We start from the raw sequence: 16,856 nt of genomic DNA, 5'->3' as shown, positions 1-16,856 counted from the left end.
AATCCATTTGAGATATTTCTAATCATCAATGTCTTCTCCCGATGATTATTGATCAATCGTGGCCCGTTAGCTTAATATTGAAAAGTGATTTAATGTCGTGTGCAGCTTTTAATTTGCTCTTACTTTAATCATAACCCCCTTCGGCTTCAGGCAAAGATTTATAAGCATCCTTAGCCTCAATCATCTGCTGAATGTAGATTCTTAATTCAAGTAATTGATTCGCATCCTCCGTCATTCCACAGTTTTGGTCAGACCACGAAAAAGTCTTTGTTTGGCCATCAACAGTTACTTTCCACTGGTCTTCGTTGCTTGGTATTTTGAAACAACTACCTTCTTTAGGTAAATCTTTCGGTCCCATAATGTCTAATACTTTCATTTTGTCGTATATTTCACGTAATTCATCTGTGTTAAATTTGATGCTTGCTGTTGCTGAGCCTTTAATAATCAAATCTTTCGTTACTGTTCCACTATAAGTGTCTATTACATTCTTGGTTACATCTCCATAACCGAAGCTGACCATGAAATTAAAATCCGCTGGCATTTCTAACGCCATATCGTCTTGCTGTTTAACTGTCTCCGCCAATTTCATGTTATTTCCCATGCCAGAATCAGAACTTTGAGAACATCCAGTCATCACCCACAGTATTAATAGCAACGTACAAAGTAACCCTTTCATTTCATCCCCTCCCGCTAATGTTATGACGATAACTGGAAGGGATTGGTTGCATCAAACTGTCCATTAACTTCTTGGATATTCCCTCTTCATCAATCATTTTGACGTTCATATTCTTCGATGAGCCGATCGATAATTTCTTTTTTTATATCTTCGATTCCTGCCAACTCTTGTAATTCGATCCCCCACATGGAAACAGATGCATCCTCATCTTCACGATGATATATGGATCGGTCAGGCTTTATCCGCTCGTTTGTATCGAATTCGAAAGCGTAGTACTTCATCCACCAATGTTGAGGCTTATTACCTTTGCTGCTTAGTTTGCATAGTCCAGCTAATATGCATGGCTGGAACTCATCCCAAAGATGATGATAAAATTGAACATTTACACACAGTAATTTTGCTCCAGCTCCAGTTTCATTTCGGTAATAAAATCGGGACATATACGGAGGAAAAAAACTGCTTGGTTGATCGTAAGATTGATTAATGTTTTTACTTGGTTCACATCCGAGGGTATTTCCAAAGAGCGGCGTAAAACCGGCCTTGGATAAGAGCAGATCCACATCGCGCAGAAGTAAAATGCTATTATTAACCATACTTCGGACATTTTGTACAGAGATTCGCAAGGCTTCTTTTTGATCCATATTATATACTCCTATATTGCCAATTTATTTTTATTACAGGGTGAACTGGAAGTTGCTTTTCTCTTGAGTAGTTCCAGGAAACTGGGAGAACAGACCGGACTGAATAACCAGAGTAGGAGATCAAGTCCTTTCGATTTAAGTACTTTAGCAGATCATCTTTTATGTAACCGTCGCTCCCCTGCATTACCCGCTCCCTAAGAACTCCGTAGATAGATTTCCAGGAAAGCCAATAGAGTACTTCCTTTCCGTCTACTTGATTCTCATGGTTACGCAAGGAATTAATCGTGTCTTGTAGCTCTTCCCTTGGCATATAACTTTCAAGAGTAAGATAAATCATGTTTCTAGACAGAATACGTTCTTTCGATATTCCTAAAAGTTGATAATTTTCAGGCTCGAATAGGTCCTCTATTTCTCTGGCTAACTGATCCCTCTGTCGATTATTTCTATCATCTTCTTCAACATTTAAATCCTCTGAACTAGATTTTCCCGACAGATATTTGGCCTCAATTCCAATAACATGTGTACCATGTGATGAGTCAAGAAGCAACACTAGGTCTGGTTCACTGTTCAAAAGTCGTGGCCAAAAGAAGTAGATAATCCTCTCAGTATCATCTGGAATCACCAAGCTACGATTGTCTAAATTGAAACTGCATCTGAGAATGTCTACTGTAGTTTCGGGTGTTGAAAGATATTTTAACAGACCAAAAATATTGGAAGTCAGTATGTCTTCGCTCCAGGTCAGCTCTGAGGGGGCCTTGCCATGTAATTGTGCTTGAATCATCGTTTTCTCCTAAGATCCGTGATTTTAATATAATTAGTATAGTTACTTAACAGAGTAACTGTCTCTAATTTCATTAATTTGTTTAATATGTCTTTGTTCATGCAAGTACAATGATCTAACCCAATCAATTAGTAACATCTCTTTAAAGACAGGATGTGTATAATGTCTTCTACTCAGCACTGACGGGTCTTCTACGGTGTTTAATATTTTATATAACTTTTCTCTTGAATGGTTTAGTCTTTCAATGATTTCTGGGTATTCTAAAATTTCATCAGTTGGTTTAGCAATGTCAGGTGCTTCTAACTTTTTACTTCTATCTAGTAAAAATTCTAATGGTATCATATTTATGAATGAATCCTCTTGACTCTTTAATCCTCTCGTAATTGCTACAACATATAATTCTTCTGTCTTTATTAGATGCTGACATACCTGACTAATACTCCAACTGTATGAGTCTATCTGTTTGTTTAATTGTTCTCTACTCAATCCATCAATTATCCCTAGTAATTCCTCTCTTGTTTCTTTTAGTTTTTGATAGATTTCTTTAAGTTCCATGAAAAACTCCCTTTCTTTAATTTTTTGCATATATATCCTTTAACATCTTATTTACGAAGTTCATGAATAATCCCTTATGTAACGAATTCGCAAAATTATCGATTTATCCTGCTCATAAACTGAACAGACTGCCGATGACCTCGGCAGTCTGTTGTCATGATGTTATCGTTCCTTGTTAGCGGAACACTTAACACACATATCATTATTTTCCTCCAATATGAAACACACCGATAACGGTTTCACCATCAACGTCATACAGCGGAATATCACGACCGTCTGGAGATCTACTGTTCTGTATCGCAATGGCTTCCTCTGGTGTTTTTGGTAGCTCACCGTCTAAGTCTTTCTTCAGCACATATCCTGCAGTGCCGTCCACTCCTGTAGCACTGATCAATTCAGGTTCCGTTTCTGGTGAAGTAGCATCTGCACTAGAACCAAATGTTTGTCCGTTTTTATTTTTAGGATAGTTTATATTCTTAGCGCTAATATGAAAAGATCCAATTATGGTTCTTCCATTAACATCATACAGCGGGACATCCCCTGGTTCACCAAGATAATCTTTTTTCAGCAAATACCCTTTAATGCCATTCACACTTCCTGCATGAATTAATTCAGGCAGCATTTCAACCGAGGTGCCTTCTTCAGCAGAACCGTATGTCTGTCCATGTTCATTTTTAGAATAGTTCGGAGAATTTGTATGGCTATGATTCGTTGAACCTTTAGCATATGTGCTTTGGATTAGCATTACACCACCCACTACACCAACGATTAATACCACACCAATCAATATTCTGATGTCTTTAAAGAAGCTTCTCACAATTTCACTCCTTTCCCACTCTTCACTTAGTAACCGTCCGTCTCGTCCTTATCTAATCATATATTACACCAGATAATGGAATTTGGACAAATCTGCGTGTTAGCTGTAGACCAGTTTTACAGAAAACTGATGCAAAGCCCCCGGTAGTCCTCTAAACATTAATATTCCTTGGTTAACTAAGATCCAAATTCGATAGGAAATAAAAGAATACCCTACGAGTTGCCGTGATATATCAAACACTCTTGCTACGACACTCCCGGCTTTGATAAAACCATTCTCATCTTGTTCTTGCTCCAGATCAATGACTGACCTTATTATCAACTCATCTAGGGCATTCACATCCCTACCTCTAACCGTACCTTCTTCCCACAAACGAAGCACATCATTTTCTTCAGTGAGCATTAGCCATTCTGATTCATACCTTCTTCTTTGCCCAGGATCAAGTGGAATGCCTTCAAAATATTTACTTACAATGGCCTGAAAATGCTCTCGATCCATTAAACTGATAGCATAAGGTACATCTCCCTCTTTGTCTTGAAGCCCAGAATCATTAAAAAGCTCCGTCACATTAACAACATTAACCGGCTTTTTTCTTTCTCTCAACAAATGCAACACGAAGCGTAGTCCTGTTTGATCATGTGCATTATCCGCACACCAAATAACGATGGTTTTATTTTCTGGAATGCCCTTTATTTCTTCTACCATATTGGAAAGTTGATGCGCTTGGTTAGCATGTTGACCGTATATGTATTCCCCATCGTATTCCATCAACCGCAAGAGCCTATTTTGCTGACCAGTTGTTGTATCTAAGTTAGATATTGGTCCAACCGAAAACCATTCATTGAATGCTAAGACTTGACATAGTTCCCGTTTACCGATCTTACTTAAGGTTACTTTTAACGAACCTGCATCAGAGAGACTGAAAACAATATGGACATATTGTTGGAGCTCATACGTTTGTAACTGATGGTTTCGAACTACATTTAATTGATCCTGAAGGATGTTAACGAATCCCTCTGCTAACTTTTTTTCTTCAATGCTTCCTTCCTTACGATAGCGATCTACTGTATTTAATACATTGTAAAAGAACATCCGCATGTCCTTTTCATCGAATTGCTGTAAGTTTTCGTAGAATTTCTTCATGAATATCCTCCTCACAGGGCAATATCCACCATAGTACCACATACTTGAAGAATACTTCTTCTAATATAGTCCAATAATACCTCTGCGTGAAAAATTACAGAAACAATTAGAATGTGAACGGTAAAAAAATTCAAACCCAACTATTCGTGCTCCCTATTCTTAACTCAAGCCTATAGTTTATGAAATGCGACTGAAATATAGTTTGGCCACTCGCTAACTTGTGCAATCTACATATAAATAGCTACACTTGTTATAGCTAGAACATCATAATATCTTGCCTGTTTATAACATACTGACGACCTAGATTTCTTACGCGACGTCCCTTTCTCACCACGATTGGTAATAATTAACACAATAACCATACTTATAGTAAAGCTCAATAAATTTGTGATATACTTTTTCATTGAGTCGACAGTATAGTCCAATTTAGGCAGTTGGAATTCGTCTATACTGGATACCCTTACTAAAAGGATGATGCATTTAGCAGAATATTTATTGCACCAAGGAGGAAGTGACAGCATGTCTGATTTGAACAAACAAAAAATTGTTGAAAGTGTTCCACAACGAGGTTTTTTTGGACATCCCAGAGGGTTGTTTACTTTATTTTTCACCGAGTTTTGGGAACGTTTTTCCTATTATGGAATGAAAGCGATCCTGGTTTATTATATGTATTACGAAGTGAGTCGAGGCGGACTGGGTTTAGATGAGAATACCGCTCTCGCCATTGTGTCCATCTATGGTTCACTTGTCTATATGTCCGGAATTATTGGTGGTTGGTTAGCAGATAGGATTTTCGGTGAGTCTAGGGCTGTGCTCTACGGCGGTATATTAATCATGCTGGGGCATATCAGCATGGCTATACCAGGCAGTATGACCTTATTTTTTGTTTCCATGGTTCTGATCGTACTGGGTACGGGCTTGCTGAAGCCCAATGTATCTAGTGTCGTAGGAGATCTTTATAGTGAACAAGACCAGCGCCGAGATGCAGGATTCAGCATATTTTACATGGGTATCAACTTAGGGTCATTCATCGCTCCGCTCACTGTGGGAACCATCGGCTTGAAGTATAATTTCCACCTGGGATTCGGCCTCGCAGCCGTGGGTATGTTCCTAGGATTGCTCATGTTTGTCTTTACCAAGAAGAAAAACCTCGGCCTTGCAGGTACTTACGTAGCAAGTCCGTTATCACCTGAGGAACGGAAAAAAGTTTTTCGTATCATCGGGATCGGAGCCGTGCTTCTCGCGGCTATCATTGCAATTACCATTCCGTTAGGTCTGTTAACGTTTGATTCGCTTATCTTGATCATAGGTATTCTCGGTATTCTAATTCCAACCATATATTTCATTGTCATGTTCCGCAGTCCGCGAACCACAAGCGAAGAACGCTCAAGACTTATCGCATATATTCCGCTGTTCATTGCAGCGATTATGTTCTGGGCTATTCAAGAACAAGGATCAACGATCCTTGCCAATTATGCCGATAAACGGACGCAATTGAATTTTGCCGGCATTAAAATTGAACCAGCCTGGTTTCAGTCTTTAAATCCATTATTCATTATCATTTTTGCTCCCGTATTTGCTTGGTTATGGGTGAAGCTTGGTAAGCGGCAGCCTACGATACCAAAGAAGTTCGCCTTGGGATTATTGTTTGCCGGATTATCCTTCCTGGTGATTCTCTTACCGGCATACTTTGGCGGCGAGAATTCCTTAGTTAATCCTTTATGGCTCGTTCTTAGCTATTTCATCGTTGTACTAGGGGAATTATGCTTGTCCCCTGTCGGACTATCGGCTACGACAAAATTGGCACCTTCCGCTTTCTCAGCCCAGACCATGAGTTTATGGTTCTTATCCAATGCGGCTGCCCAAGCGATAAATGCACAAATTGTTAAGTTCTATTCTCCGGCTACAGAGATGTTATACTTTGGTATCATTGGAGGAGCGGCAATTCTGCTCAGTATTGTGCTCTTCTTGTTCTCCTCAAAAATCCAGGGGTACATGAAAGGGATACAGTAAAAGAACGATGTCCTGATTTCGTATTTCTACGACAGTAATCCCTGTAATGGTCGAAAAACACAAAATGGCGATCCTCAAGTGAGGGTCGCCATTTTATGTTAGATCAGCAGATTCATCATTAATGGAACAGATCAAACACATTTAGTTGCATACAGCAGCTGATCATCGGGAGTCATATCTTTTAGTTTCAAGATTTACGAGCTCACTGGACGGCTGCTTTCTTGTCACATTAGAACAATGGATTCATTACTTTTGTTGCGCCATAGCCTCCTTGATCTTCGTCTGGGACTCTTCTTCTAGTTGTCTCAAAACGGTTACAACATCTTCTCCATCTGCGATTTTTTTCTCAGCGCTTTCCAGATCAACAAAGACATCCCAACGGCTTTTTCTATTCGTTGATACTCTTGTTAATTGATAATAAGCTTCTAAATTTTTCCCCTCATATTCTTCAAGATCCTTCGCATACTGTTTGTATAATTCTGGGTCGGATAATGGTGGAACTGTTCCGCCCGAGCGTACTTGTTGTAGCATTATTTCTGGTTCGAAATAAGCTTTTAGTACTTCAAGTGCTTCTTTCTTATGTTCACTGTAGTTTGCAATAATCATTGGGGTAGTCCCTGTTTCAGGCCCGCTATCGGGCATTCCTGGCCAAACCGGGAAAGGGGCCAACTCGAATGGTTTGAGATATTCTATATCCCCCCAACCATGAGCCAAAGTTATATTATTTCTAATGGCCATAGCGGCCCGTTTTTGTGCGAACGGATCATTTTCACCAGTATCTTTAATACCCGGAATGCTGTAATACCGTGCCATCATATCAAAGTACCTCTTAAATCCTTCTTCGTTATTAATCTGTACTTCGCCTGTCGTGGGATCAGTAGCTGTAACAGCAAACTGATTTCGGGCAAAACGAAGCAAACTCGGATCGAGGCCTATATATTGAACCCCGTCTCTAACCACCGTCATCTCTTGCGCCAAGTCCATCACTTCAGGCCATGTCATCGGTTTGTCTAAATCCGGGTAAGGTTGACCAAATAGATCGAAGATATCCTTATTAAAATATAAGGCTAAGTTAGTTGTCCCATCAGGAAGACCGATTAATTCTCCATTATCACTGTATGCTTGAAGCGATTCTATCATGGATGGATTAAACATCCCAATATCGAAATTTTCTTGTTCCATAAATTCATTCAGTGGATAAATGACTTCCAAATCTTGCAGAGCGAAAACGTTCTGATCAACGAACATATCCGGCTTGATTCCATTTGCAAATAATTCTTCGAATGTTTGCCTCGTCCCATCGGACGGAACGTATTCAATTTCTACATTGCCAAGATATTCTTCAATGGGATCGTAACGTTTATGAAAAGCTTCTTCTCCCCACTGATATGCAATAACTAATTTTACTTTTTCACCATCTTTAACCTCATTAACCTCATCAACTTTATTTTCTGCTGTATCCTTAGAACAGGAAGCAAATGTTAACATCATAATAAATGATACAAGCAAAAAACCTATTTTTTTGGCCACGGTAAATAACCTCCTGATATCACTCCTTTTATTATAAAGCGCTTACAATGAATTTCAGATTGTCTTGCAATAGAGCCTGATGCAACTTTATGGTCGGCGTCAATATTCAGTAATGTATTCCGTTGATAGCTGTAGCAGCACAAAAAGTCGAGCTGTATTAAATCGAAACCGCAGAATGCGTAATCAAGATCCCCCTTTCAATTTACAATTACATCCAATGGTATTACGAACCTTCGCTCCTTTCAATGTACCCGAAGAACATCTGAGTGTAGATTTGATACTTGTAATCATGATGGATCATTATTAAGGTATTAGCTAACATTGTTCCAACAAAAAAAAGCGTGAATCATCACGCTTTTCCAAGTTCAATTATTAGTGTGACACGAAACGAGTATTTACAAACTTCATGAAACAAGAACTAACATTGTGTTTAACTGAAACAGCGTATATCTATCAGCCCTCAAGACGGTTCTCCAAAGATTCAATTGCCAGTTTAAGCGCAGTTAAGCGGCGCTCATTTATTGTTTTTTGAGAACTACCTTCTTTTACTTTGGCTATCTGTTTTTCGATAGATGGAATGACACCTTGTAAAATATCTTTAGAAGTCAAAATGGTTTCCTCATCATAGAAAAAACCACTCTCATTCCAAACATCTTTGAGGCTTTCCAAACCAATTTTCACAGCATTTCTTCTCTTTAGGACAAGGGTGGTATTTGAACCTTTTTCGGTCATGCTAGTATAAGCATTTGATAGTTTATTTAAAGTCGACTCTAAAGATTTAATGGACAAATCTTGAATATCTTGGCTAACAGCCTTCATATTATAACTCTCCCTCAAGAAATTTTATGAGGTATAATTCAGGCTGCGTGAGAAACTCCGTAAAGCTACATAAATCCGAATACGTCTGATGCTCTACGTCATAACAGCCGATTAGGCCTTTTTTCTTCGGATTCCAAACTAACTGTAGATCGGAGTAGTTGTCGATATCGGCGGATAAACGCAGTAGTTTTTGCCTGCCAACTTTCATCTCAATCGTATCTGTCAATGTGAAAAAGTCGATATAATCGATTTCAAATTCATTTTGTGCCAGTTCAAGATGAAGCTTCTCTCCCGTAAGAAAACTGACCAGTTCATCGGATAATTTATATTTTTTCAGCTCATACCTCTTGTTTTCCACATTGTGAAAATCAATTGGCTCCAGTGATCTCAAATAGTCAGCCATGACGGTGTCCTTATTGCTGACCGCTATCGTATACGCCCGCTCACCACCCTTTTCTGTTAAAGTAACGTCCGCGCCATGTTCAATCAAAAATTTAACCATATTCAAATTACCCATACGTGCGGCCACGGTTAACGGGGACGCTTGATAAGGGTAGACCATATCCGATTTATTATAGTTGATGTCTACCCCAGTATCGAGCAAATACCTAATCGTCTTCAGATCATGATCCGATACGGCTTGACGCAATACGGGGCCGCCATGCTGCTTGATATCCAATCCCAACTCATGAATAAGCGGAATATTGTTTTTATTGCCATAGTAGGCCTGTGAGTAAGCGCCAGCCCCCGTATGATTGAATTTGTCCATCTCGGCTCCATGTGCCACAATGTATCGAATGACGTCTTCCTTGCAATATCGGACAGCCCTCAAAAAAGCGGGATTATGATGGACATTCAGGTTGACACCGTGCTCTACCAACAGTTTTACGACCTTCATTTGCTGCGAAACAAGCGCCAGATCCAGCGGACTTAACGTGATATACTTGCTTAGTACGATACCATCTTCAATGCTCCAGCCTGCTCCAATTGCAGTCTGTAAAGCCGGAATATCTCCTTGGTAAATATGCATAGCGATTTCCGGCAGCTCCTCGAACTTCCCGATATCTTTCAATACGATCATCCCAAACAACTCCTATATCTACATTAGTAGTTAATTTCTAATCAAGTTGCGAATCGAAGTTCCGTAGGTATCTTATTTCATTATAGTGATCGTTTTTCCTGAATCTACCTACTTATTTCCTATATTTAGGAGTTATATCAAATTCATTTCCTCATAAGAAAATAGGGTGTCTCTCCGTCTTTTCAAGACTCTGGGACACCCTTCTCTCGATCAACTTAGCATTATCTTGCTTCTCATTTCGAATTAAGTGCTCATATGATCGATCACTTATTATGCTCCAATGCTGTATTCTGGGACATCAGCTGGCTTCACAAGCGCCTTCTTCTCCCAAGCCCGACTTTTCCAGCGAAGCAGCATGATGAGCCCACGAAGCCATTCGTCAATCGTAAAAGCAATCCATACCCCAAATAACCCGATTCCCAAATGAACTCCAAGGATATACGCAAGCGGCACTGAGACTCCCCACATCGAGATGACGCCCATCATGACGGGAAAACGTGCGTCCCCCGCAGCACGCAGTGAATTGATAATTACAATATTGAAGGTCCGGCCGGGCTCAAGCACAATGGAAAGCAAGAAAATACTCGCTCCGAGTGCGATAATATTGGGGTCATCCGTAAACATGCCGACCAACTCATGACGGAATATTGATGCCGTACCGACAATGGCAAGCGTTAAAACAAAGCTGATCCTCACGCTTTTCATGAGTCTCTTGTAGGCCTCTTTCATTTCTCCCGCACCTACCATTTGTCCCACAATAATCTCTGTTCCTGCCCCAATAGCCATCGCAAGCGCCATAAAATAGTTCGATACGTTCATCACGTAAACATGAGTGTTTAAAGCCGTGAAGCTAATCATATTAACAAAGCTCATGATCATAAGGTACTGCGACTGCCAAGCGAGATGCTCCCCTGCAGCAGGCAATCCAACACTTATAATCTGCTTTACATAGGAACCGTTCCAGGTAACGTAATCCTTGCGTCGAATTGGCGCAGGAACCCGGCGGTACAAAATGAAAAACAGGACGAAGATACCAAGCAAACGACTTACGACCGTTGATATCGCTGCCCCCGTCACGCCCATTTCTGGAAAACCTAGGTTTCCAAAAATGAGGAGATAATTACCTACGACGTGGATTAGATTAACACCAAGCGTCACGTACATAACACTCTTCGTATGACCGCTCGAGCGGATCACCGACGAAACCGCATAAGATAGCGCTTCAATCCAAATGAAGCCGCCGATAATTTTTAAATAGTGGCTTGCGATTCCGATTTGATCTGGATCCAGATTCATCAGCACTAAGAGAGACTCTCCAAAAAAGACGAGCAGGATGCTGATGAGTATTCCGAAAATCAGGTTAATCGAAATCGCCAACGCCGCGATACGACTCGCCTCTTTCTCTCGCCGAGCGCCGATATACTGGGAAACCGCCACGCTGGTTCCGATTCCGACAAATCCGAACATCATAATACAGAAGAAAATAATTTCATTGGCCAAGCCTACGGCGCCTGTCGCCTTGTCGGATATACGGCTTAACATAAACACGTCCACCGTACCAAGCATCATCCGAAGTACAGAATCGATGAAAATGGGCCAAGTAACGGCAAACAAGCTGAGTTTTTTCCATGATGGAATTTGATCTGTTAGGGTCACGTTGTTCAAGCTCCTATTATGTCTATTTTTTTCGCTTTCCCCAGTTTATATCCCGTAAGAAAAAACGTCTATCGTAAATATTCAAATTAAGGAAATACAGCTAATTTAAAATATTTCATGATAAACCTTATTATTTCTTCTATGTACATCGTCATAGCAAAGAAGCCGCCTCTTGGCGGCTTCTTAAGCTTGTATGTTCTTGTCCTCCGACAGGTTCATGCGTCTACAGATTCTCTTAAAATTTCCTATAAATATTCTACTTCATCCATTTCAAAATAAATCGGATTACAACAGGTATCTCCCTGTAACCGACTGCTTCTCATGAATGATCTCCGAAGGTGTGCCCTCAAATACCACTTGACCACCCTTGCTGCCACCATCCGGGCCCATATCGATGATCCAATCTGCTTGGCTGATCACATTGAGATTGTGCTCGATGACAATCACTGTATTGCCAGCGTCCACAAGCCGGTTCATGATCGCCAGCAAGTGACCGATATCCGACATATGAAGGCCGGTCGTCGGCTCATCCATCACATAAATGCTGCCTTTCTTATGCAGCTCGCTTGCTAGCTTGATACGCTGGCATTCCCCACCCGAGAGTGTGCTGAGCGGCTGGCCCAGTGTAATATAGTTCAATCCCACATCGCTCATAGCCTGAAGTTTGCGTACAACCTCTTTCAGTTCGAAAAATTCCAGTGCTTGTTCCACTGTCATCGACAGCACCTCAGCAATCGACTTACCGTTCAGCTTGTATTCGAGCACCTCATCTTTGAACCTTCTGCCCCCGCATACGTCGCATGGCAGCTTCACACTGTCAAGGAATGAAAGGTCTGTATACACAACGCCAAGCCCTTGGCAGTTATCACAAGCTCCTTTGGAATTGAAGCTGAACAAGCCTTGGTTCACCTTGTTCGCTTTAGCAAACGCTTTACGTACGTCATCCATAATGCCCGTATAGGTCGCAGGATTCGATCGTGTGGATACGCCCACTGCCGATTGATCGATAACAATCGCATCCGGATGCTGGCTTAGAAATACTTTATTGATCAGTGTACTTTTGCCTGAACCGGCTACACCTGTAATCACTGTCAGTACTCCGGTTGGAATATCAACGCTTACATGCTGTAGGTTATGTAAGGTGGCATCCTTAATGGACAGCTTACCGGACGGCTGCCTGCAATCTTGCTTCAACTGGAGTGGTTGTTTCATATGAGAGCCGGTCAGCGTACCAGATTCCAGCAAGCCTTCGTAGCTTCCTTCATACATGATGGTGCCACCTCGACTACCGGCGTGAGGTCCGACGTCAACGATATGATCCGCCAACTTAATCACATCGGGATCATGCTCAACAACAATCACGGTATTGCCTTTGTCGCGCAGCTTTTGGAGCAATTCATTTAACCGATGCACATCGCGAGGATGCAAGCCTACGCTTGGCTCATCAAATATGTAAGTGACATCCACCAAGCTGCCGCTCAGGTGCTTCACCATCTTAACGCGCTGCGACTCGCCGCCGGATAATGTATCCGTCTCTCGATCCAGTGTTAAATAATCGAGTCCGATATCGACCAAATGCTGTAATCGTTCCGTCAGCGATTTGATGACCGGCTCGGCGATCGAGTCGTCAATCTCCCGAACAACACGGATGAGCTGACCGACCTCCATGGCGGACATCTCTGCTATGTTATATCCATTGATCCTGCAATTGAGCGTTGCCTGACTGAGTCTTGCGCCGCGACAGCTGGAACAAGTACCCTCGGATATGAACGGCATAACCGCTTTCTGTGTGCGTTCAGACTTCGTCTTCACATCCTGTTTGATATATTTGTTGGTGAACTTTTCAATGACGCCTTCCACCGTAATATTCGTTGCCTTACCAGCAAAATCCATCTTTACTTTTCTTGCTTTAGCGTACAAAAGTTGTTCCAGTTCTTCATCCGAATAATCGCTCAACTTCTTGTCTGGATCAAAGTCCCCCGATTGAAGAACCATGTTCCATTCCCAGCCGCCCACAGCATAGTCTGGCAGCAAAATGGCCCCTTCATTTAACGACTTGGTCATGTCCAGAGCCTTGCTCATGTCTACGCCAAGTTTACGGCCCATTCCATTACACTCGGGACACATTCCCTGCGGATCGTTAAATGAGAACATATTCACTGGTCCAACATAAGGCTGACCTACTCTAGAGAAGAGAAGACGGAGTATAGGAGATATATCAGTAATCGTGCCCATCGTGGAATGGGAACCTCCACCCAGCCGCTTTTGATCGACAATAACAGCCATGCTTAGGTTTTCTATTGCATCCATGTCCGGCTGCGGAACACGTGGCAGAAAAGTACGCACAAACATGCTGAAATTCTCATTCAGTAAACGAGTTGATTCTGCAGCGATCGTATCAAAGACGATCGAGGACTTGCCGGATCCAGATACCCCTGTGAAGATCGTAATTTTCTGCTTAGGAATTCGTAAGGATACGTTCTTGAGATTGTTCTCTCTTGCAGCCGTGATGATAATATACTGTTTATTCGACTCGTCCATTATCAAAATCCTTTCGATTCATTGTTCCAACCTTTGAAAAAAAAGCGTTCATATATCCTCCTTTTTTTTGTGGTCGAGCATATACTCCTCGAATCGATCTAAACGTTCTTCCCACAGGATACTGAAAGAATCGAACCATTCATCCAGCTCTTGGAATGGAGCGGCTTCGAGGCTATATATTCGCTGTTGTGCCTTGCTTCGGGATCTTACTACCCCAGCCTCGCCCAATATACGTAAATGACGAGATACATGTGGTTGGCTAATGCCTAACGCTTCGACGATTTCTCCCACGGATCGTGGGCCTTTTTTTAATAATTCAACGATGTTAAACCGATTCGGTTCGGCGATTGTAAGTAATGTTAATTGTAGATCTGTCATATTCATGCTATTAATATACACTTGTATATATATAATCGTCAATGTATACTCTCTCAACAACTTCGCCCAGGACTTTTAATGTTTTGGTGTGAATGGCGTGAATACAGTTGTTAATTTAGTATTGAACTGATAACTCTCTCTTAAACATCTAAAAAGAGCAGGCTACTACAGCCTGCTCTTAGAACGAATCATTACATGTTTTAAATTTAAATATGATTCATCAACTCGTTTGTCTTTAATGCGCAGAAGGCTTTTATAATTCAACCTCAACAAAATGTATTCAGCGCCTCATTGTTAGTTATCAAGTTTGCGAGTACCTATCCATTTCACCATCTCAGGATCGCGATGAGAAAAGAACAGACTTTCTTTGTTATCTAACTTCATAATCGACTCCATATCTTCTTGGCTTATTTCAAAATCAAAAATACTGAAGTTTTCGAGAATTCTCTCTTTACGAACAGTCTTTGGAATCACAACAATTTCTCTTTGTGTTAACCAGCGTAAGACCACCTGAGCAACGGACTTATTATATTTTTGTGCTATAGATACCAATAATTCATTTTGGAATAAGTTATTTTTCCCTTCAGCAAAAGGCGCCCAGGATTCAATCTGGACTTTGTTCTCTTTCATAAATTTTACATTTTCAATTTGCTGGTTGAATGGATGAGTTTCAACTTGATTTACCGCGGGAACGACTTCATTATGAATAATTAAATCGATCAGACGATCCTCATGGAAGTTACTAACACCAATTGCACGGATCTTACCTTCACGATACAATTCCTCCATAGCACGCCAAGAACCATACACATCACCAAATGGCTGATGAATTAGATATAGATCTAAGTAATCTAGTTGTAATTTTTTCAGTGATTTTTCAAATGCTTTTTTTGTACGCTCATAACCAGTGTCCTCAACCCAGAGCTTTGTAGTAATAAATAGTTCCTCTCTTGCCACTCCACTCCGTTTGATGGCTTTTCCAACTGCTTCTTCATTAAGATACGAAGCCGCTGTATCAATCAACCGGTAGCCTGCCGTAATTGCATCATAAACGCTTTGTTCACATTCATTTTGATCAGCAATCTGAAAAACTCCAAAACCCAGTATAGGCATCTCAATTCCATTGTTCAATACTACTTTTTGCATGTATTAAACCTCCTATTTGTAAAAATATGTTTGTAGTCGCCAATATCTTCATTCCACCAGGCATGACTACCACTCCAATACCTTCACCCTTCTCCAACTCTCACATTTTTATTATGAACTAGATGATTAAGCTATCGTTATAATAAACCTGCCAAATGTTTGCCTAATCCTCTCATATCATAGAAATAAACGAATGTTGTGATAACACCTATATAGTAGGTGATAATTATAGATGAAGACGTCTCATATCACCGATAAAATAAAGGCTATGTTATGTCTTATTGTTGATTATCAACCAAAAGAAAAACCGTCCTTCTATAAGGGCGGTTTTAATACGTTAAAGTTAACCCGTACGTTCAATAAACTAAAGTAAATCTATAAGCCTTTTGCAAATCGAGTCGACTCCGTTGTTTGAGGTGTCAATAACAATATCCGCTCCTCCTTCCAAGATAGGTAATACGCTTCCGTAACTTGCTATAACTTTTTCCACTTCCTCGGGACTCTTACCATAATTATTTGATGTCCTGTTGTTTATTCTTTCGAGCATCACGTTAAGTTCGACCTTCAGTAGAACCACATAATCGAAATGCTCATAGAATTTTCCTTGGTTTGAATAAATTCCTGCGATAAACAGATGGGAATCCCTGTACTCCTCCAACAGGTTCGTTATTTTTTCTTCATCCAAAACCACTTCTCCGTAATCTTCTTCTTTTATGTAGCCGTAGTCCGTATCCACAACATTGTATCCCATTATCTTTAACTCCTCTAACACGGTTGACTTACCTGTTCCTGATAAGCCTGTAATAAATATTGTTGCCATACTCGCACCTCCAGTGTATTTTGATATACGACAAATCAAGGTAAACGACAAGAAGTACAATATTGATTTCAATTGCCCAATATCTCAAAAGTAAGCCATACGTCGAAGTTTGGTGCTTGTTTCCTTTACAGAAAACAGCCCTGAAGTCACCAACATGTTTTTCTTATTCGACGTTGTCTTCTCATATTCCTTACTGTCGAGATAGCGGAACCATACCAGGTAATGCTACAAATACATGGTTGCTTGTCTTCACTGTCCA

General features: G+C 40.7%; 15 protein-coding genes. 1 reads left to right on the top strand and 14 read right to left on the bottom strand.

The window, feature by feature from the left end; translation table 11 throughout:
• Positions 1 to 124: 124 nt before the first annotated feature.
• The 6 genes from ACFQV5_RS00400 to ACFQV5_RS00375 all read right to left on the bottom strand — a co-directional run bounded on the left by ACFQV5_RS00400 (position 125) and on the right by ACFQV5_RS00375 (position 4,613).
• Positions 125 to 676 (bottom strand): hypothetical protein, encoded by a 552-nt coding sequence (locus tag ACFQV5_RS00400; RefSeq protein ID WP_379242465.1) that lies wholly within the window; start codon positions 674 to 676, stop codon positions 125 to 127.
• Between the two features lie 89 nt (positions 677 to 765).
• The gene (locus ACFQV5_RS00395) at positions 766 to 1,317 is read right to left on the bottom strand and encodes a hypothetical protein (RefSeq protein WP_379242463.1); all 552 of its coding nucleotides are present in this window, start codon (positions 1,315 to 1,317) and stop codon (positions 766 to 768) included.
• A gap of 1 nt (position 1,318) precedes the next feature.
• On the bottom strand, positions 1,319 to 2,098 hold the full coding sequence (locus tag ACFQV5_RS00390; protein ID WP_379242461.1) for a hypothetical protein: 780 nt from the start codon (positions 2,096 to 2,098) through the stop codon (positions 1,319 to 1,321).
• Positions 2,099 to 2,140: 42 nt separating this feature from the next.
• Positions 2,141 to 2,653 carry a DinB family protein gene (locus ACFQV5_RS00385; protein WP_379242459.1) on the bottom strand — a complete coding sequence of 171 codons (513 nt, stop codon included), beginning with the start codon at positions 2,651 to 2,653 and terminating at the stop codon, positions 2,141 to 2,143.
• Between the two features lie 202 nt (positions 2,654 to 2,855).
• Positions 2,856 to 3,470: a hypothetical protein gene (locus ACFQV5_RS00380; RefSeq protein ID WP_379242457.1), complete on the bottom strand. Its 615-nt coding sequence runs from the start codon at positions 3,468 to 3,470 to the stop codon at positions 2,856 to 2,858.
• A 99-nt stretch (positions 3,471 to 3,569) separates the two neighbouring features.
• A complete protein-coding gene (locus ACFQV5_RS00375; protein ID WP_379242455.1) occupies positions 3,570 to 4,613 on the bottom strand; it encodes a DUF1835 domain-containing protein in 1,044 nt (347 codons plus the stop codon).
• Between the two features lie 519 nt (positions 4,614 to 5,132).
• On the opposite strand from ACFQV5_RS00375, the gene ACFQV5_RS00370 reads away from it, so the two are divergent.
• Positions 5,133 to 6,626: a peptide MFS transporter gene (locus tag ACFQV5_RS00370; RefSeq protein WP_379242453.1), complete on the top strand. Its 1,494-nt coding sequence runs from the start codon at positions 5,133 to 5,135 to the stop codon at positions 6,624 to 6,626.
• A gap of 246 nt (positions 6,627 to 6,872) precedes the next feature.
• Here the strand turns inward: ACFQV5_RS00370 and ACFQV5_RS00365 are convergent, their stop codons facing one another.
• The 8 genes from ACFQV5_RS00365 to ACFQV5_RS00330 all read right to left on the bottom strand — a co-directional run bounded on the left by ACFQV5_RS00365 (position 6,873) and on the right by ACFQV5_RS00330 (position 16,597).
• Positions 6,873 to 8,156, bottom strand: a complete 1,284-nt coding sequence (locus ACFQV5_RS00365) for an ABC transporter substrate-binding protein (protein ID WP_379242451.1) — start codon at positions 8,154 to 8,156, stop codon at positions 6,873 to 6,875.
• Positions 8,157 to 8,609: 453 nt separating this feature from the next.
• Positions 8,610 to 8,975 (bottom strand): hypothetical protein, encoded by a 366-nt coding sequence (locus ACFQV5_RS00360; protein WP_379242449.1) that lies wholly within the window; start codon positions 8,973 to 8,975, stop codon positions 8,610 to 8,612.
• A gap of 1 nt (position 8,976) precedes the next feature.
• Entirely contained in the window at positions 8,977 to 10,056 is a 1,080-nt protein-coding gene (locus ACFQV5_RS00355; protein ID WP_379242446.1) for an ankyrin repeat domain-containing protein, read from the bottom strand.
• A gap of 270 nt (positions 10,057 to 10,326) precedes the next feature.
• A complete protein-coding gene (locus ACFQV5_RS00350) occupies positions 10,327 to 11,712 on the bottom strand; it encodes an MATE family efflux transporter (protein WP_379242444.1) in 1,386 nt (461 codons plus the stop codon).
• A 285-nt stretch (positions 11,713 to 11,997) separates the two neighbouring features.
• On the bottom strand, positions 11,998 to 14,253 hold the full coding sequence (locus ACFQV5_RS00345; protein ID WP_379242442.1) for an ATP-binding cassette domain-containing protein: 2,256 nt from the start codon (positions 14,251 to 14,253) through the stop codon (positions 11,998 to 12,000).
• Between the two features lie 48 nt (positions 14,254 to 14,301).
• Complete coding sequence (locus ACFQV5_RS00340; protein WP_379242440.1) at positions 14,302 to 14,637, bottom strand: ArsR/SmtB family transcription factor; 336 nt, start codon at positions 14,635 to 14,637, stop codon at positions 14,302 to 14,304.
• A 288-nt stretch (positions 14,638 to 14,925) separates the two neighbouring features.
• Complete coding sequence (locus ACFQV5_RS00335) at positions 14,926 to 15,777, bottom strand: aldo/keto reductase (RefSeq protein WP_379242438.1); 852 nt, start codon at positions 15,775 to 15,777, stop codon at positions 14,926 to 14,928.
• A gap of 364 nt (positions 15,778 to 16,141) precedes the next feature.
• Positions 16,142 to 16,597 (bottom strand): AAA family ATPase, encoded by a 456-nt coding sequence (locus tag ACFQV5_RS00330; RefSeq protein ID WP_379242436.1) that lies wholly within the window; start codon positions 16,595 to 16,597, stop codon positions 16,142 to 16,144.
• Positions 16,598 to 16,856 lie beyond the last annotated feature (259 nt).

It is taken from the genome of Paenibacillus sp. GCM10028914 (assembly GCF_042666275.1).
Taxonomy (GTDB): domain Bacteria; phylum Bacillota; class Bacilli; order Paenibacillales; family Paenibacillaceae; genus Paenibacillus_AQ.
Note: the sequence above shows the minus strand (reverse complement) of the source record. Positions and strands in the feature narration are given on the sequence as shown.